We start from the raw sequence: 17,157 nt of genomic DNA, 5'->3' as shown, positions 1-17,157 counted from the left end.
CTCCTGCTAGTATTCAGGAGGAGCTTATAGCCAATCCGCCAACGCTGGCACCTAAAAATATACCCTGACTACAACTTCTGAAAGCCGCTATCGGATAGATAACTCCAGCATGCAGCCCCGAAAATAGTAAAAACTTTTTCCTAAAAATTAAGTGTAAGCTGTTTTCCCTCGTAGGGCTGCGTATCTTCCAGGTTAGAGATGGATACGCCTAGTAGACGTACGGGCCTGGGAGTAGGAAAATTCTCTTCGAGCAGATCGTAAGCCATCTGCTCAATGAAGGCGTAATCTTTGATGGGTAAGAGAGAGGATCGGCTGCGGGTCAGATTCTGAAAGTCGTTGAGTTTGATCTTCACCGTAACCGTACGACCGAAGATACGTGTCCGCTCACACCACTTCCATACATCATCAATCAGCGGAGCCAGACCAAGCTGCATCTCGGCCAGCGTTTCCAGATCGCGTTCAAATGTATTTTCTGATCCTACCGATTTCCGGACCCGGTCCGGCTCTACGGGACGATCGTCCTGCCCGCGCGAAATTTTGTAGTAGTGGCCTCCGGCTTTGCCAAAGTGCTTCCGAAGAAAATCCTCCGTCTGGGCCCGCAGGTCTAGCCCGGTGCGGATACCCAGTTGGTGCATCCGTTCGGCCGTTACCCTACCTATACCATGAAACTGCTCCACAGGCAGGTTAGCCACGAAGGCCTCCCCTTCGCCCGGCTTGACCACAAACAGCCCATCCGGCTTACGATGGTCAGAGGCGAGCTTAGCCAGAAATTTATTGTAGGATACTCCCGCCGAAGCGGTCAGTGAAGTAGCTTTCTTTATCTTGTACTTGATCTCCTGCGCTATATGCGTAGCCGAACGCATGCCTTTCAGGTTCTCGGTTACGTCCAGGTAAGCTTCATCAAGCGAGAGAGGCTCGATGAGCGGGGTGTACTCGGCGAATATTTCACGGATCTGCCCCGACACGTACTTATACACCTCAAACCGGTGCTTCACAAAAATCAGATGGGGACACTTGCGCTTGGCTATTCGAGATGACATAGCTGATCGTACCCCATAGCGACGGGCCTCGTAGCTGGCTGCGGCTACTACGCCTCGCTCACTACCGCCTCCTACGGCTACGGGTTTGCCGCGCAGTTCGGGATTGTCACGCTGCTCGACTGACGCAAAAAAAGCATCCATGTCGATATGGATGATCTTACGGCTGTATTCTTTGTCAGGTCCAGCCTCCATAGTCCCGATTACTCCCAGGTAGTAAGGTGCCAGTGGTTGTTCCAGGGGTCCAGCAGCAGCGAGTCACTGGAGCCATTATTCTGTCGCGTTGGCTCCGTGACGGGTCGGGCTCCTGCTGCCACCATATTGGCGTAGTGTAGTTCTACGTCGTCAACCGGCAGGTGCATAAAGATGGATTTGGGGGGATGTTTGGCGCTGGCGTCGCAGATTTCGATGAGTATGTCCGTTAAGAGTACCAGCGCATTGTCAATAGTACCATCCAAACGACGCTCACAGAACTCTACCTTAGCACCAAATGCCTCTTTGAGAAAACAGATAAATTCGTCTGCTTCTTTGACGGTGAAGTAAGGAGTAATGATCCTGAAGTCCTGGAGAACTAAATCAACTTTTTTCATAACCAAGTGTATAAATGAACCATATATATTCAGTCAGACCCAAAAGCACAGTAAACTCAGGACGCCGGAAACTCCCGGTCAAAATAGCCGGCAAACTGCCATACCTCCAGTATATCCTCCTTACGTACCGGATACGGAGCATAGCGCTCATTCAATGATTTCAGTACCAGCACTCCTTTTTCTTCCAGGTAGTTAAATACCTTTTTGAGCACCACCCCTTCATCTTTGGTTACAACCAGACACAGGGTACCACTCTTTACTTTTTCCCAATACTCCACATACTCACCAAATACTATGGCTCCCTCCCGCATGGGGGGCATCGAATCGCCCTCATAGGGGAACGCGCGGTACTTGCGGTCATTAGATAGGAACGGGAGATTGAAGATGGGTAGCTGGGCTACGTAGTCTACATCACCATATCCTTCGGGGTATCCACCAATGGCTTTGACCGGTACAAACTCTATGTTCTCCCGGTTGTCCTGTGCCACGGTTGTTACCAGTACCCGCAGGTTTTCTTCCTTCATCCAGGGACGCACCTGCTTCTCGATCAGGTTCTTCTTCAGTAGGTCGTCCGTTGATACGCCAAAATACTCCGCCAGTCGCAGCAGGTCTTCAAAAGAGGGCTTGGCGCGTCCGGATTCCCAGGCTGCCAGCGTTGACTTCTTATAACCTAGTACATCAGCCAGCTTTTGCTGGGATGGACGTTCCGGATGCTGCGAACGAAGGAAGATGATATTTTGAGCAAAATACATAGACAGTACGGGTGATTTGCTTTGTCGTTGAGTAAATATAGTAATCACAAATCAAAAATACCACCCGAAACCCTAAAAAATGTGTTAAATTTTTGGCCGGTTACTATACCTGTCTCTCTACGTTGCTCACTTCCACTTATTTGCATCCTGCTCCGTTTTGTTAGAGGGGAATAACGTAACCAGCCTGCCTGTCAATTGGTTTTAAATAGTTACTCCTTATTTTTGGCGATACGGTTTTGACTTAGTAAACGGATTTAACTAACCTACCCATGACCTACGATCAATTTGTAGCCTCACTTGAACAACCCACCCCTCCCGCGCAGGTGTCCGAAGTAGTAGCTGCCCTGTGGCACGATGCGAACGGCGACTGGACCGCCGCCCACGAAATAGCCCAAAGCCGCGAAGGTACCCGCGACTATGACCTACTGCACGCCTACCTGCACCGGGTAGAGGGAGATACCTGGAATGCCAACTACTGGTACCGCCGGGCCGGAGCCACCATGCCGGACAAAACGCTAAAGGAAGAGTGGGAAGCGCTGGTAAAAAGATGGCTGTAAAAGTTTTTTTGTAACCCTATTAAACCTTCCTGCTTTCCCATTATCTAACCCCTGTAAACTATAACAAACCCGGATAATGAAGACAGTAATGTTAGCCATGATGCTGGCTCTTTCCAGCATGACAGTTTTCGCTCAGCGTGGCGGTGACAGACCTACCCCCGAGCAGCGTGCCGAGAACCAGACAAAGTTTATGACCGAAAAACTGGAACTTAGTGATAAGCAACAAAAGCAGGTATACGCGCTGAATATAAGCCGCATGCAGAAAATGCAGGACCTACGGAAGAATGAGGATCGTGAAGGGATGAAGGCCGCCCATGAGAGCTACCAGAAAGAGCTTTCGGCTATTCTGACTCCGGCCCAGCAGGACAAGTATAAGACCCTGCGCCAGGAAATGCGTCAGCGTGGTAATGTACAAAGAGGCCGTAATTACCATGGTCAGAAGAAAGACCACCCAAAGCACCAGTCAGGTCAGCAGGGCGAAAAAGCGCTGAAAAGCAAAGATGCCCGTAAGTAATTAATAAGTGGTTATAAGTGAAGGTTGTGAATACAAAAAGTCCGGTCGGAGATCCGACCGGACTTTTTTATAGATCTGTTATGCCCAGATGGACTAAACGACACTCTCGGTTTTGAATTCAGAGGTAAAGTGGAACTGAATATCCGGATTGTTGTCGCGGTTCATCCGAATCATCCACTCCGACTCCGCCAGGAACACCGGGTTGCGGTCTTTATCGTAGCCAATCTGGTTACCCTTCAGACGGATAAATTCATCCAGCTTACGCTTATCATCCGATGTAATCCAGCAGGCACGGGCGGTATTAATAGGTACCCAGCGACACTTGGCCCCGTATTCATGCTCAAGGCGGTACTGGATTACATCAAATTGTAGTTCACCCACGGTACCTACGATCTTACGGTTACCCAAATCAAGTGTAAATAGCTGCGCTACCCCCTCATCTGTCAACTGCTGTATCCCCTTCTCCAATTGCTTGGATTTCATAGGGTCCAGGTTGATTAGCTCTTTGAAAATCTCAGGTGAGAAGCTTGGGATACCCGAGAACATCAGGTCTTCGCCTTCGGTCAGGGTATCACCTATCTTGAAATTACCGGTATCATATAGACCTACCACGTCACCGGGGAAGCCTTCATCCATCACACTCTTGGCAGAAGCCATAAAGCTGAACGGGCTCGCAAAGCGAACGTCTTTGTCCAGACGGACATGGTGATAGAACTTATTCCGCTCAAACTTACCCGAACATATACGCAGGAACGCGATCCGGTCGCGGTGGCGCGGGTCCAGGTTGGCGTGTATCTTGAATATAAATCCGCTGAACTTAGGCTCGGTAGGCTCTACCTTGCGGGCGTCGGTTGGGCGCGGCTGCGGCGTAGGCGAAATCTGGCAGAATGTATCCAACAGCTCCTTTACCCCGAAGTTATTAATGGCACTACCGAAGAATACCGGAGCCAGCTCCCCTTTCTGATACGCGTCCTCCGAGAAGGGATCGTATACCCCCTCTACCAATTCAACGTCTTCACGCAATTGATACGCGTCGCGCTCCCCTACCAGCGATTCCAGATTTTCATCGTCCAGACTTACCTCAGCTACGTCGCTTTCTATTTTGGTCTTGTTGATCTTAAAGAAATACAGTTTCTGTTCGTACAGACTATATACGCCTTTGAAGTCAGAGCCCATATTGATAGGCCAGGTCAACGGACGTACCCGGATGTTCAGCTTGGTCTCGAGCTCATCCAGCAGGTCGAAGGGATTCTGTCCTTCGCGGTCCAGCTTATTGATGAATATGATCACAGGCGTATTACGCATCCGGCATACTTCCATCAGGCGCTCGGTCTGCTCCTCTACCCCTTTCACACAGTCAATCACCAGGATAACGCTATCCACCGCCGTGAGGGTACGATAGGTATCTTCGGCAAAGTCTTTGTGACCGGGCGTATCCAGAATATTGATAAGCAGGTCTTTGTACTCAAACGTCATCACGGACGTAGCCACCGATATACCCCGCTGTTTCTCAATCTCCATGAAGTCAGACGTAGCTGTCTTCTTGATCTTGTTGGATTTTACGGCACCGGCGGTCTGGATAGCTCCACCAAAAAGCAGCAGCTTCTCAGTCAGGGTTGTCTTACCGGCATCGGGGTGGCTAATGATCGCAAACGTGCGACGCTTTTTTATTTCCTGAATGTTACTCATCTTTTTCGACAAATTGGGCGATTGGTGATTGAGCGGCTAAGCGATACTCGTTATTAATAGACTCATAACCAGCTAATCACTACGTATCTAACACCTATTCGCTTCTAAAAATTTCCGCAAAGATAGGCATAAAAAATGGCTCTGCCGAGGGCAGAGCCATTCCATTCATACCGATCTAAGGATCAATAAAAGTTCTGCTTGTAATCTTCAACCGAAGTACGGATTACTTCCAGCGCTTCCTCGCGGCCGTATACATTGGTAATTTCGATTTTGGCTTCCTCACCGGGCAGGTTCTTGTAGGTCAGGAAGTAGTGCTTCAGACGCTCTACCACGTTGGCAGGTACTTCGTGCAGGTCATTGTAGGCCCCGTACACTTCGTCACCTTTCAGTACGGCGATGATTTTGTCATCCGCTTCACCACCGTCGATCAGGCGAATACCACCGATAGGGCGGGCTTCGCAGATGATATTTCCGTGTGAAATAATCTTTTCGCACAGTACACAGATATCCAGTGGGTCACCATCGCCCTCCGTAATATCACGGCCCGAACGCTCTCTGGCTAACTGAGCGATCAGCTCGCTGCAGTAGGTCTTGGGGATAAAACCGTAAAGGGCAGGAACAATATTGGAGTACTTCTGCGGACGGTCAATCTTCAGATAACCAGTCTGCTTATCGATTTCATACTTAACGGTGTCGGTGGGTACAATTTCAATGAAGGTCGTTACGATATCCGGAGCTTTATCTCCGATGGGGATACCGTGCCAGGGGTGTGCTTTGTGTACGTTTGCGTTCATATTCTCATCAAGAATGGGAGACTCCATCTCTCACATTGTTACGTAAAATTGAATTTTCGGCCGAAATTACACAATATGCCCGCAGCAACTCATTATTTTATTGTAAAATATTTAGGTACCTAAAGTCTTATAATCTTAATAGAGGTAGCCAGAAGTGTAACTTCCGATCCGCCTTCATTCATAATCAGCCCATTAGCCCGTTCTTCAAAATTCACCAGAATGGCCATGCGCTCACCTTTCTCATTTTCCAGAACAAGCCCATCTACCCGCAACGATTGACCGCTACGGCTGTCTATAATCCAGCGGGGACCGAAGTCTTTCAGCGCTTTGAGGTACTGGTATAGGGGCGAAGCCGGTGCCCCGTCTTCCACGATATCAGAGGGGAGTACTCCTTTGGTGCCTACCGTCTCAAAATACGTGATCTGATCAGCGCCGCTCAGATAGCGAATGCTTAATAAGGTCCAAGCTACCGCCAATTCGGTAAACTGTCGCTCATCAGCCGAGGGGGGCAGTCCGGTACCGGTATGGTTCTCTTCACCCGGGTACTGCCGTAGCTTTAAGGTAACGGGTGATACATGGATGGACTTCCCCGGCGCAAATAGACTAGCCGTAGCAATGGTATACTGCTGCGCGCTTACATTCTCAATCAGCGAGCGGGCATCCGTAGCATGTACCTGCGGATTGAGGGAGTAGCTGACAAAGTCGTACAGGTCAGTAGCAGGTCGGTTGCGATTGAGTTCGGTAAAAAACTCATTGGTACCGTAGCCGATACGAACCCCGGGAAAGGCATCTTTCAACGGAGCATATACCTTTCGCAACAGATCTTCGGGAGTACGGGGAGAATCCAGATGCAACACCAGTATGGATTCTACGATCACACTTTGTTCCCTAATTCCTGCCAGAATCCGGGGGAGTTGTTCGGCTGCTTCATTATTGAAATAGGCAATCAGCTCAATAGGTACCTGCAACCTTTGCGCCTCTCTTGCTGCCTGCAGAAAACTTTTCTCCCACTCCTCGTACAGCTTTACCTCTACCCGGTAATGATCAAAGGGGAGCTCCCGCAGCAACTCTACCTGGCTATCAGTCAGCCCCTCCTGTGTGGTAGACCTGGCGTAACCCAGGCGGGGGAATGGCTTTCTCTCCTCTCCCAGATCAAAGGATATAGCATCATCAACCTCTCCTACTGGTGCCCCTGCAGATAATACAACCTGTAGCGTCACCTGTTGACTGATGGTATCTCCTGTGTATATCTGTACCGGCTTGGGTAGGGTCAGAGGGGTACTGTAGGTCTTGTAGGAGGCATCAGTCCAGTTGCGCTGGTCTTCAGTTTCGAAGATATCTCCTTCAAATAAGACCCTTGCCTCTACTCCGTCCGTGACCGGCCAGGCCATTTGTACGATATCCAGGAAGGGCTGGTGAGGGCTAATGGCATCGGGGAAACGGGCCTCTTCTGTACTGGTATCGGGATGGGTGATCTGCACGGGCTTTCCCTGACACTCCACAATAGGATGCAGTACGCATATCCCGATCCGGTTTCGCTTGAAGGGGCTTAGCGCCTCCCCCTCCATCCGGAAGGTAATGCTGCTGTCCGCCCTGCCTTCTATCAGGAAGGTGCCTTTAAAATTGACCTCCCCCATTTCATAGCGGGCGGTGTAGGTAATCCGGAAGCTATCGGGTTGCTCCTCCACTACCTCATTTTCAATCCTGTACGGAGCCGTCTGCCAGTCGGCATCGCGTACGGCCGAATAGATCATCCGCAGTACCTCAGCCTGTCCGATCCGGATGTAGCGGAGGTTACCGTGCTCGTACAGACACGTGAGTTGTCCGGCTTTTAGCGTTCTATGGGGTGGTAGGGGCTGATTGGTTCCAAAGTAGGTAGTATGTTCCATGGTACTGATAGCTGGTTATAATGCCCGTGGCACGGTTTGAAACCGTGCCACAGGTGCCTAAGTAAGGAGTTTTAGGGATAAACAGGAAATTATAACCTACTGTTGTTGGGTCAACAGGAATATATCGACGTTGTTTTTGTCAATCTCAATAGAGCCGGTGGTGACGGTGGAAGGAATAGGTACCACGCCCGCCCGGGAGTCATTGGCCGAGAGCTGTACCGTTTTGTGACGCATGTCGAAGAGCATCTGAGCGCCCAGGTAGGTGAATAGCTCGCGCTTCTGCCCCACCAGGTAGTGGATGACGCCTTCCTTTACCAGTCGCAGGTGCTCGGGTTCGGCGTCAACGGTGGTGAGTTTGATTTTGCCTACTTTATTAGCCTCCTTCACCGCCAGGGCCATACCCGGCCCGGAGTTGGAGTCAAAGCCACCCATCCCGGCCAGATCCGGATTAGCCGCGATGATGTCGGCGGCTATTTTGGCGGCGGTTTCTACGTTAGCTTTATCATCATATTTACCCAGAAATATAATACCCGGATGTTTGGCAATGGCATCCTGAAAGCCCTTGAATCCAGCTTCCATGTTTTCCATGCCTAAAATACCCATCACGGCTACCTTGCCCTTTCCACCAATGAGCTTCGCCATGCGCTCCCCCTGCAGGCGCCCCATCTCGTACCAATTGCTACCGATGAAGGAGTGGCGTCGGGAGTTGGAGATTTCTGAGTCATATACCACCGTTGGGATGCCCGCTTCAACGGCTTTGTTGATAGCCTGAGCTATCCCCGGATCAGTCCCGTTGATGAGCAGACCGGCCGGTTTGGACGGAATAACCTGTTCAATGGTGGCAATCTGAGCGGGCACATCCCACTCCGAAGGACCGAGGATAGTCGTACGTACGCCCATCTTCTTGCCCCATTCCAGAAAGGCCGCCTGGTCATGGTTCACAAACAGCGGCAGGTTAATGGCTGTAGTGACCATCACGTACTCTTCGTTGGGCATCACTTCATCGGCCGTAATAAATTGCTCCGCCCCCAGCGTATCCGACGAAGCTACTGACCCCGCCCGCGGCGGCGGTTCACAGCCGGTGAGGGTAGTTAGGATTGCGGCTATGGCAAATAAATTTTTCATCTACATTAAGAAAATAGCTATTAAATATTCTGGCAAAAAGGGTGTCGCCCCGCTGGGGCTAATGGGGATGTCTATTCTACTTCTGCTATTACTACTAAAGTACCGCCCCTACGGGGCTGGAATCGGCTCCACTCCTCCTCCGCGTACCTCCGCGTTTAAACAAAACGCAACAATCTCCAATCGCGGCGGCGAACCGTCGCAACTCGACAATCCACTACCCCTTCACCCGCTCCGAACGCCGGATCAGCCACTGGTCAATCCCCACGGCTGCAATCAGGATCACGCCCAGGATTACCTCCTGCCAATACCCTGACACCCGCCCGATGATCAGCGCATTGTTAACGATAGCCATGAAGAGGGCTCCCAGGAAAGCTCCCAAGATCTTCCCGTAGCCACCGGACAAACTAGCACCTCCCAGGATTACGGCGGTAATTACCCGCAGCTCCAGCCCCCGACCCGAAGTAGAAAGGGCTGCGCCTAAGCGAGAAGCCAGCAGGATACCCGCTATACCCGCCAGAGTAGCCGAGATAACAAAGGCCCATATCTTCATCTTCTGAACGTTGATCCCCGACAATTCAGCCGCTTTTTCGTTGCCGCCGATGAAATAGTACTTGCGAAAAAAGGTAGTGCGGTTGACCAGAAAACTAAACAGCAGCACCGTCGCCAGCATGTACCAGATCGGAGCCTGCAGGCCCAGTAGCTTGGACTGCCCGATGTAGATAAACTCGTAGGGGAAGTTCTGGATACCGGCACCGCTCAGCATCAGGGCAAAGCCCCGTACGATGCCCATCATGGCCAGCGTCTGGATCATGGGGTTGATGCGCGCCCTAGCGATGAGCCAGCCGTTGATCACCCCCACCATTACCGCTCCCACCAGTCCCGCCAGTATTGCCAGCAGAAAATTGGTATTGTGGTAGTACATGAGGTACCCGGCCATACCTCCCGAGAAGGCCACGACCGAGCCCACCGACAGGTCAAACATACCCGCGATCATCAACACCATCATCCCGACGGCCACGATGGTATCAACGGACAGGTTGAGCAGGAGCTGCGACAGGTTCTCGACCCGTGGAAACTGGTCAGGGAACACGACTGACATACCTATGCATAGCAGCAGGGTCGTCACGCCCAGCGTAAAAACACGGTCCTGCAGGCGCTCGGCCATCAGACTATTTCCGGCACCGGAGGTACCGGCAGTACTCTTCTTGACAGATACACTTGGTTCCAGTTGTTCCATCGGGTTATAAGGTTTGCCCGGAGGCGATTTGAATAATCAGTTCTTCGGAGGCTTCATCTTTATTGAGTATCCGCACCAGTCGTCCTTCGTGCATGACCGCGATACGATCCGCCAGCGTGAGTAGTTCGGGTAGTTCGCTGGATATCACGATCACGCTTTTGCCTTCGGCGGTTAATTTTTTGAGTATGTCGTATATTTCACTCTTGGCTCCCACGTCCACTCCGTGCGTAGGTTCATCCACGATCAGGATGTCCGGCCGGGTATTCAGCCACTTGGCCAGTACTACCTTCTGCTGATTACCACCACTTAATTTGATGACCTTGTTCTTCACGGAAGGTGTACGGATGCCCAACTGCTGTTGCAACTGCTGGGCTGTATGTACCGTAGCTTCCTCTTCGTAAAACAAGTCTTGCAGGCGGGCTGAAGCTATATTTTCAGCGATGGTTTTATCCAGAAAGAGTCCCGACTGCTTACGGTCTTCGGGTACGTAGGCAATACCCAGCCCAATGGCCTGGGACGGATGCGTAAGCTGTACCGCTTGCTCACGTAATACTACTTCTCCCTCACTGACAGGATTGGCTCCGAAGATAGCCTTGGCCACCTCGGTTCGGCCCGCTCCCATCAGACCGGCAAAGCCCAGTATCTCCCCTTTATGCAGTTGAAAGCTTACATTCCGAAATCCCCTGCCCGACAGGTTTCGTACCGACAGTACTACCTCTTCACCGGCATCAGAGGCGTAGGCCTTGTGCGTCATGTCACGACCTACCATCATCCGGATAATGGTATCAATAGTAGTGTCTCTTGCCTCTACGGTTCCCTGGTGCCTGCCGTCTTTCAGGACCGACACCCGGTCGGCCACCTCCTTGATTTCGGCCATACGGTGGGAGATGTAGATAATAGCTACGCCCTCTTCTTTCAGCCTACGGATAATCCTAAAGAGGAGTTTGGTTTCGCGCTCGGTAATGGAGGCCGTAGGTTCATCCAGGATCAGGAGTTTGGGGCCGGTGGCCAGGGCTTTGGCTATTTCAACCATCTGTTTCTGCGCCGATGATAGCAGGGATACGGGTGTGCGGGGAGAGAACTCTGTCAGTTGCAACTGGTCGAGAAGCTGCTGGGTGTTTTGGTAAAGGGCAGAATAGTTGATAATGCCCCAGCGGTACCGGGGCTTATTGATGGGGTAAATATTTTCGGCTACGCTCAGCGAGTCCACCAGGCTTCGTTCCTGATATACGATACTGATGCCGAGGCGCTGGGCGTGCTGTACGTTGGGAATGGAAATCTCATGCCCGTTCCATACCAGTCGTCCCTGATCCGGCTGATAGTTGCCGGTAATGATGTTCATGAGAGTACTTTTGCCAGCACCGTTCTCCCCGCAAACGGCATGTACCTCTCCGGCCCGAAACTCCAGCGAAACCTCATCCAGCGCCTTGACGCCGGGAAAGCTTTTCGATATGTTTTCCAGCCGGAGCATTGGTAGCCGATAGCTTTTAGTTAATTTTATTTTTCTACCACAGAGTTAAAAAGGGTAAAGCACAGAGGACACAGCGAAAAACTCATTTCCCTCTATGGTTTAGATAAATTCATAGCATAAGTACCCTACCCTCCGCCGCGGACTGGTAGCTTCCCCACACGAGCTGCATGGTCTTAAAGTTGTCCTCGCCGGTGGTTTCGGCCTGACCGCCCTGTAAACCTCTCAGGATATCGCGGTTGCAGTCGACGATGCTCGAGTGTACCACGGCATAATCCATATCTACCCAGGAGTACAGGTCCGGCTTAATGAACTCCGAAGTAGTACCTTCGCGTGTCTTGCCAGACCGGGTCGTTATCTTCAACTCAAAATCATTGGTTAGCCAGATGGAGCCCTTTTCTCCTTCTACCAGTACCAGCGTTTGGGGGAAGGCTTCTTTTTCAAGAATGGAGGCGTAGGACATTTCGGCGTAGCAGTGCAGGCCACTCTCCATTTCCATCAGCACATTAGCGACATCTTCGCCCTTGATCTTCGGATTGACCCGACGGGCCAGACAGTACAGGCTCCGGGCCTCGCCAAACAGGAAGCGGCATACGTCCAGTACGTGCGAACCAATATCCGTCAGGATAAACTGCTCCAGTTCGGCCAGGAAGGGCTGGTTGTCAAATACAGGAAAGCCCGAGCAGAAGGTCACCCGCGCCTTAAAAGGCTCACCGATCACTCCCGAGTCCAGGGCTTTCTTAACGGCCCGAATGGGCGCCTGCCAGCGGAAGTTTTCGTGAATAAAGAACTTTACTCCCGCCTGCTGACATACATCCACCATCGCCTGGGCCTGAGCCAGCGACGAGGCCATAGGCTTCTGACAGATTACATCCAGTCCATGCTCAGCGGCCAGCTTCACGAATACCGGATGTGTATCTACGTCCGTAATAATATCTACAAAATCCAGCTCCTCCTGTTTCAGCAGCTCATTCACATCGTCATAGACGCCGGGTACGCCAAAGCGTTTAGCTATGGCCTCGGCTTTGGAGCGGGTGCGGTTGTACACGGCTACCAGCTCCACGCCTTCCAGTTCCTGCCAGGCAGGGATCTGGTAGTTGGCCCAGAAGCCGGTTCCTAGTACCGCAAAGCGCAATTTCTTCATGAAAGTGAATCAGTCAACCTATTTGTAAGGAGTCTTGTCAGGATAAAAGAGAAAGGGACAGACCGTTTACCCATTGGATCCACAGCCTGCCCCTTTTTGGAAGTACTTAGGGCTTAGGATAATTTCTGGAGGCATCGTCCAGTACCAGTACCCAATCGTGGCCGTAGCCGTTGCTGGGCGGGGTAAATTTCTTTTGTCCCTTGTTCTCTACTGACTCTCCCTCTTTGGTTTCACCATTTTTGGGGTTGTACCAGGTAGCCTTTAGGTTCTGTCCGGATATCTTACCCATATTCACCGTAAAGTCTTTGCCTTGCGTGGTGTACACAAATAGGTAATCTTTACCACGCGTAGCCTGGATGCGGTCGTGCGCTTCGCGGGCGTTGGTGATCAGGCACTGGTCGGGTACGCGGTCCAGCATGGGTCGAGACTCCATCAGACGACGCACGTAAGTCATCTGGGTAGCTCCAGGCAGGTCCAGCGCATCGTACCAGTAGAAGTGCGGACCATTGACGGGCTGACGACCGGGACCGTACATCTGCCATACCGGATGGCAGCCGTAGGTATGTCCGAAGGCACCGGCAAACAGGTCTAGATAAGCGTGCTTGCGGATATCGTAGGCACTGGAGGTACCCAGATCCTTCGCATTGAAGCATACCGGATGGTCTTCGTACAGGGTTTCACCATCCAGGACGGGCTTAATGGGCGTCTTGTTGTAGGCTACCTGCACGCGGTCCCACACGTTGTTTTCGCGGCAGTGGCCGGTCTGGAACATATTGAAATCCAGCCAGGCATCGTTATGAAACCACTTGGCTGAGCCCGCGTCTTCCAGACTATTAGGCTGCGGGTGGTACGACATCAGCGCGGCATTGGGACTACCTACGCCTTCGGTTACACCGGCGGCCATGGCCCGCCATACCTCCACATCCTGGCTGTTATCGCGGGGATTCCGGTCGCCGCCCATGATCCAGATGATATTCTTCCTATTCTTATAGCGGTTGCCCAGGTACTTCCCGAAGGCGCGGGCATTGCTGGTAGTGAATATTTCAGGTCCTGCTCCCCACGTACTTTTATTCAACTTGTCGCCCCAGGTAGGAAGCAGCGCAATGTGCAGACCCAGCGAAGCCGCTTTGTCTACAATATAATCGACATGCTGAAAGTATGCTTCGCGTGGTTTAGTAGGATCGTCGTTTTCAAGAGGTACCTCGCCATAGGGGTTGGGGGTATGCAATCCATCCAGCTCGGCCAGTGCTACCGCCTGTATGACCGTAAATCCTTTATCGGCCCGGTTCTTCAGGTACCGGTCGGCATCCTCGCGGTTCAGTCGGTGAAACAGTTCCCAGGCCGTATCACCCAGCCAGAAGAAAGGCTTGCCATCCTGCGTCACCAGGTACCGTTTGTTATCACTGACTTTGAGTTGGCCAAAGCAAGGCAGAGCCAGCCAACTGCAAAGGAGTAGTAGAGAAATTATTCGTTTCATGATTTTGAAATAGAGATTAATTCAAGTGAAATGGTACCAAGCCCGGCTCAAGCTGATAAGACGAAACTAGTGGCTAATAGCTATTAGCTAACTCCTAAAACCTACTTATTCGTAATATCCCGCACCTGCTCTTTGATATCATCCATCTCGAATATCTTCTGCCAGCCATCGCGGAACAGCAGCGGCTTGGCGCGCTTGCTGATCTTGTAGGCCGCATCGGAGAAGGTACCGTTTACTTCCTTGAAGAGTACCGCGATCTGGATACGCAGGTGACCCAGTACAAAGTCACGGGCGGCTGCCTCAGGTACCCCCAGCTCTACAATACGATCATAGCCTTCCTTCACTACTTCCATGCAGGTTTGCGCCAGCGTCTCAACCATCGCCGGTTCCAGGATCGCCATCTGCTCCAGCGTAATGCGGTGCGTGTCCTTGATAGGGGCGTACATATCCTGCGCTACCTGCTCGCCCAGCCCGTAATGCTCCTCGCTGCCGTGCATGAGGGCTACCACAATGGACTGTTTGGCCGAAATACCGCCATAAAAATCCCGGAAGGCCTCTTCAGTAGGCTCCCAGTTGAAGATGGACGGGTGGCAAGGGTGCGCGATCACGTAGCCCAGGTCGTCGCGGTGGGCGATCACGCCATCCAGCGGAGCGGCCGGGTCCAGGGTCATCACCAGCGCGTTGGGTTTCATCCGGGGAATGATCTCCTGGGAAATCTGCCCGATGGTCACATCAGGTACAGCCAGGATTACTACGTCGGCTTCGGGTACCGTTACCTCTGCCCCGGTAGTCAGTACGCCCCGCTGGGCCAGGTTCTCGATGCCCCGCTCGCCTATCTCCACGCAGTCAACCTGGTACTGGTCGTATTTCAGGAAGTTGTCAACCAGCCGGCATCCCATTTTACCTCCGGCTCCTATCAGGGCTACTTTTGTCTTGCTCATTTTTTAGATGTTAGTTTTTAGCTAGTAGGTGTTAGCTCTTTTGTGTTATGCTTTTTCTAAATGAAGATTTTTGTCGGGACACGCTACGACATGTCAGTATCTGCCTGCCCCATCACGTACTGCAGATAGGCAATGCTTTCTTCTACCCAGCTGGCTTCCTTGGCCAGGGTACCGTACAGGGTACTTTCAGGGTGTGACCATACTTCCAGCGTAGCGGTTCGGCAGCAGTTGTGCTGGCTAAGTTGTTCCACGATCCAGGGGATGGGCAGCATACCTTTTCCGGCGGCACAGCCGTCTACCTCGAAGCCCATTTTGTGACTAACGCGGCGGATCGTAATGTCTTTGATATGCAGATTAACAGTATAGGGGGCCAGTACCTCCACCACCTCCCGCACGCCTTCCCCGGCTCCCAGTGAGTTGGCTGTATCCAGGCATACGCCTACCCATTGGGTACTTGTAGCCAGTATGATCTCCTCGATCTGACGCACCGGAAAACGGTCGTGGTTTTCGATGGCCAGTACGACTCCGTTCGCCTGCAAGTCAGGCAACAGAGAGTTGATAATCCGGATTACCTCATCTTTACCGGGCTTAAAGCAGTTGTCATCAATCACCACCCGCAGAAAGGGTGAACCGCAACGCCCAGCCAGACCCAGGTATTGGGTGATGTGCTCCTTTGTCAGCCGGCGCGTACCTACTTCCAGATTGACTCCTGACGCGGACGCGGCCGCCAGCAGTTCCGTTAACTCCTCCTCCGAAAGCTGGTGCAGGGGAAGGTTGTCCCCGAACTGCAGGTGATGCAGCCCGTGATTGGCCGTCTGGTGTACCAGCTCCACCGGCGTAATCGGACGCTCCGGCTTCGAACCGGGTATTCCTACCGCCCACGGAAAGGAATACGTACTAAGGCCTAAATCCAAAATATTCTATCTATTTTTATGCAAATATCCACTACCGTTAGTTCAGACGCTACCAGTTTTCTTACTGATAGTTGAAGTATTTTAGCAAGGTGTGGTGCTTTTATGAACGTTCACGTCATAATATTACTAACGTATACCAATGGTATCGCCATCTTACCGCCTGATCAACCCGCAAGCGAATCGTTCTTTTATATTTAAATGGGAGCCCTTTGACCTAACCACGCGCTGGCACTACCACCCGGAGCTGGAACTGATCTACTTCATCGAGGGAAAAGTAAGCGGCGTCATGGGGGATGGATTCAGGGAGTTTGACGAAGGGGAGGTGGTCTTACTGGGAGCTAACTTTCCGCACGTACTGCAGCCTCACAGCGAGTACACGCAGCAGTACCCTACCGCCCGTCCCTTTGGGTTGATCATCCAGTTTACCGACTGTTTTCTGGGGGAGGCTTTTATCAACTGTCCTGAGCTACAGGGCATGAAGCAGCTCTTTGAGCGGGCCCGCCGGGGCATCCGGTTTGGCAGACAGGCCAGCCAGAAGGTAGCCCACGTACTCAACGAGATGCCCGGCCAGCCCGACAGCCGCAAACTGATGGGTATCCTGCATGTACTCTTGACCCTGTCCGAAACCGTCGACTACGACTACCTCACCCACCAGGGCTACCACTTTGACCACAGCCGCGACGAGGAGCGCATGTGGCAGATCAACCAGTACGTGTACCGGCACTTTACGGAGCGCATCACCATTGCCGACGTGGCCGCCATCGCCAACATGAGCGAAACAGCCTTCTGTAGGTACTTCAAGAGCCGCACACTCAAGCACTTTACCCGCTACCTCAATGAGATCCGCATCGCCTACGCCTGTAAGCTCCTGCAGAAGCCCAACTACACCGTCACCGAAGCCTGCTTCGAAGCGGGTTTCAACAGCCTCTCGTACTTCAACCGGCAGTTCAAGGAAATCATGCAGCTATCGCCACAGAAGTACCGGCAGTGGGCGGCGGCAAAGAAGTAGAAACAATTAGTACTACTTCC

Annotated in this window: 16 protein-coding genes; 3 read left to right on the top strand and 13 right to left on the bottom strand. The window is 52.0% G+C overall.

From position 1 onward, the window contains the following. Positions 1-140: 140 nt before the first annotated feature. From dinB to JUB14_RS09545, 3 genes are read right to left on the bottom strand one after another with little or no spacing between them, the layout of a single operon-like run. Positions 141-1,232, bottom strand: coding sequence for a DNA polymerase IV (gene dinB, locus JUB14_RS09555; RefSeq protein ID WP_207505629.1), 1,092 nt, complete (start codon positions 1,230-1,232; stop codon positions 141-143). A gap of 8 nt (positions 1,233-1,240) precedes the next feature. Beyond that, positions 1,241-1,627, bottom strand: coding sequence for a VOC family protein (locus JUB14_RS09550; RefSeq protein ID WP_207505628.1), 387 nt, complete (start codon positions 1,625-1,627; stop codon positions 1,241-1,243). A gap of 56 nt (positions 1,628-1,683) precedes the next feature. Further along, positions 1,684-2,379 (bottom strand): XRE family transcriptional regulator, encoded by a 696-nt coding sequence (locus tag JUB14_RS09545; RefSeq protein ID WP_207505627.1) that lies wholly within the window; start codon positions 2,377-2,379, stop codon positions 1,684-1,686. A 269-nt stretch (positions 2,380-2,648) separates the two neighbouring features. Between JUB14_RS09545 and JUB14_RS09540 the strand changes: the two genes are divergently transcribed. Together JUB14_RS09540 and JUB14_RS09535 are read left to right on the top strand one after the other, a co-directional pair. Then, positions 2,649-2,936, top strand: coding sequence for a hypothetical protein (locus JUB14_RS09540; RefSeq protein ID WP_207505626.1), 288 nt, complete (start codon positions 2,649-2,651; stop codon positions 2,934-2,936). A gap of 76 nt (positions 2,937-3,012) precedes the next feature. Next, on the top strand, positions 3,013-3,450 hold the full coding sequence (locus tag JUB14_RS09535; protein ID WP_207505625.1) for a DUF4890 domain-containing protein: 438 nt from the start codon (positions 3,013-3,015) through the stop codon (positions 3,448-3,450). Positions 3,451-3,543: 93 nt separating this feature from the next. Here JUB14_RS09535 and JUB14_RS09530 read toward each other — a convergent pair whose 3' ends face one another. The 10 genes from JUB14_RS09530 to JUB14_RS09485 form a co-directional block, all read right to left on the bottom strand. After that, complete coding sequence (locus JUB14_RS09530; protein WP_207505624.1) at positions 3,544-5,139, bottom strand: peptide chain release factor 3; 1,596 nt, start codon at positions 5,137-5,139, stop codon at positions 3,544-3,546. A gap of 182 nt (positions 5,140-5,321) precedes the next feature. Further along, entirely contained in the window at positions 5,322-5,933 is a 612-nt protein-coding gene (locus tag JUB14_RS09525; RefSeq protein ID WP_207505623.1) for an inorganic pyrophosphatase, read from the bottom strand. Positions 5,934-6,052: 119 nt separating this feature from the next. Beyond that, positions 6,053-7,822, bottom strand: coding sequence for a D-apionate lactonase family protein (locus JUB14_RS09520; protein WP_207505622.1), 1,770 nt, complete (start codon positions 7,820-7,822; stop codon positions 6,053-6,055). 96 nt (positions 7,823-7,918) lie between these two features. Beyond that, positions 7,919-8,947: a substrate-binding domain-containing protein gene (locus JUB14_RS09515; RefSeq protein WP_207505621.1), complete on the bottom strand. Its 1,029-nt coding sequence runs from the start codon at positions 8,945-8,947 to the stop codon at positions 7,919-7,921. Between the two features lie 214 nt (positions 8,948-9,161). Further along, positions 9,162-10,184 carry an ABC transporter permease gene (locus JUB14_RS09510; RefSeq protein WP_229367610.1) on the bottom strand — a complete coding sequence of 341 codons (1,023 nt, stop codon included), beginning with the start codon at positions 10,182-10,184 and terminating at the stop codon, positions 9,162-9,164. Positions 10,185-10,188: 4 nt separating this feature from the next. Then, entirely contained in the window at positions 10,189-11,655 is a 1,467-nt protein-coding gene (locus tag JUB14_RS09505; RefSeq protein ID WP_207505620.1) for a sugar ABC transporter ATP-binding protein, read from the bottom strand. 109 nt (positions 11,656-11,764) lie between these two features. Then, complete coding sequence (locus JUB14_RS09500) at positions 11,765-12,796, bottom strand: Gfo/Idh/MocA family protein (protein ID WP_207505619.1); 1,032 nt, start codon at positions 12,794-12,796, stop codon at positions 11,765-11,767. Between the two features lie 106 nt (positions 12,797-12,902). Next, positions 12,903-14,273, bottom strand: coding sequence for a glycoside hydrolase family 140 protein (locus JUB14_RS09495; RefSeq protein ID WP_207505618.1), 1,371 nt, complete (start codon positions 14,271-14,273; stop codon positions 12,903-12,905). Positions 14,274-14,374: 101 nt separating this feature from the next. Next, positions 14,375-15,214: a phosphogluconate dehydrogenase C-terminal domain-containing protein gene (locus tag JUB14_RS09490; protein ID WP_207505617.1), complete on the bottom strand. Its 840-nt coding sequence runs from the start codon at positions 15,212-15,214 to the stop codon at positions 14,375-14,377. Between the two features lie 83 nt (positions 15,215-15,297). Beyond that, the gene (locus tag JUB14_RS09485; protein ID WP_207505616.1) at positions 15,298-16,128 is read right to left on the bottom strand and encodes a sugar phosphate isomerase/epimerase family protein; all 831 of its coding nucleotides are present in this window, start codon (positions 16,126-16,128) and stop codon (positions 15,298-15,300) included. A 139-nt stretch (positions 16,129-16,267) separates the two neighbouring features. Here JUB14_RS09485 and JUB14_RS09480 point away from each other — a divergent pair, with 139 nt between their 5' ends. Continuing rightward, the gene (locus tag JUB14_RS09480; protein WP_207505615.1) at positions 16,268-17,137 is read left to right on the top strand and encodes an AraC family transcriptional regulator; all 870 of its coding nucleotides are present in this window, start codon (positions 16,268-16,270) and stop codon (positions 17,135-17,137) included. Positions 17,138-17,157: the final 20 nt, after the last annotated feature.

Origin of the sequence: Telluribacter humicola (genome assembly GCF_017355935.1) — a bacterium.
In the GTDB taxonomy this organism is placed as follows: Bacteria; Bacteroidota; Bacteroidia; order Cytophagales; family Spirosomataceae; genus Telluribacter; species Telluribacter humicola.
This window is presented reverse-complemented; position numbering and strand designations above follow the sequence as displayed.

Excerpts from the sequence above, each read along its gene's own strand:
- JUB14_RS09495 (WP_207505618.1), bottom strand. The coding sequence starts at position 14,273 with ATGAAACGAATAATTTCTCTACTACTCCTTTGCAGTTGGCTGGCTCTG.
- JUB14_RS09520 (WP_207505622.1), bottom strand. The coding sequence starts at position 7,822 with ATGGAACATACTACCTACTTTGGAACCAATCAGCCCCTACCACCCCAT.
- JUB14_RS09545 (WP_207505627.1), bottom strand. The coding sequence starts at position 2,379 with ATGTATTTTGCTCAAAATATCATCTTCCTTCGTTCGCAGCATCCGGAA.
- JUB14_RS09515 (WP_207505621.1), bottom strand. The coding sequence starts at position 8,947 with ATGAAAAATTTATTTGCCATAGCCGCAATCCTAACTACCCTCACCGGC.
- JUB14_RS09540 (WP_207505626.1), top strand. The coding sequence starts at position 2,649 with ATGACCTACGATCAATTTGTAGCCTCACTTGAACAACCCACCCCTCCC.
- JUB14_RS09525 (WP_207505623.1), bottom strand. The coding sequence starts at position 5,933 with ATGAACGCAAACGTACACAAAGCACACCCCTGGCACGGTATCCCCATC.
- JUB14_RS09505 (WP_207505620.1), bottom strand. The coding sequence starts at position 11,655 with ATGCTCCGGCTGGAAAACATATCGAAAAGCTTTCCCGGCGTCAAGGCG.
- JUB14_RS09530 (WP_207505624.1), bottom strand. The coding sequence starts at position 5,139 with ATGAGTAACATTCAGGAAATAAAAAAGCGTCGCACGTTTGCGATCATT.
- JUB14_RS09550 (WP_207505628.1), bottom strand. The coding sequence starts at position 1,627 with ATGAAAAAAGTTGATTTAGTTCTCCAGGACTTCAGGATCATTACTCCT.
- JUB14_RS09480 (WP_207505615.1), top strand. The coding sequence starts at position 16,268 with ATGGTATCGCCATCTTACCGCCTGATCAACCCGCAAGCGAATCGTTCT.
- dinB (WP_207505629.1), bottom strand. The coding sequence starts at position 1,232 with ATGGAGGCTGGACCTGACAAAGAATACAGCCGTAAGATCATCCATATC.
- JUB14_RS09510 (WP_229367610.1), bottom strand. The coding sequence starts at position 10,184 with ATGGAACAACTGGAACCAAGTGTATCTGTCAAGAAGAGTACTGCCGGT.
- JUB14_RS09500 (WP_207505619.1), bottom strand. The coding sequence starts at position 12,796 with ATGAAGAAATTGCGCTTTGCGGTACTAGGAACCGGCTTCTGGGCCAAC.
- JUB14_RS09490 (WP_207505617.1), bottom strand. The coding sequence starts at position 15,214 with ATGAGCAAGACAAAAGTAGCCCTGATAGGAGCCGGAGGTAAAATGGGA.
- JUB14_RS09535 (WP_207505625.1), top strand. The coding sequence starts at position 3,013 with ATGAAGACAGTAATGTTAGCCATGATGCTGGCTCTTTCCAGCATGACA.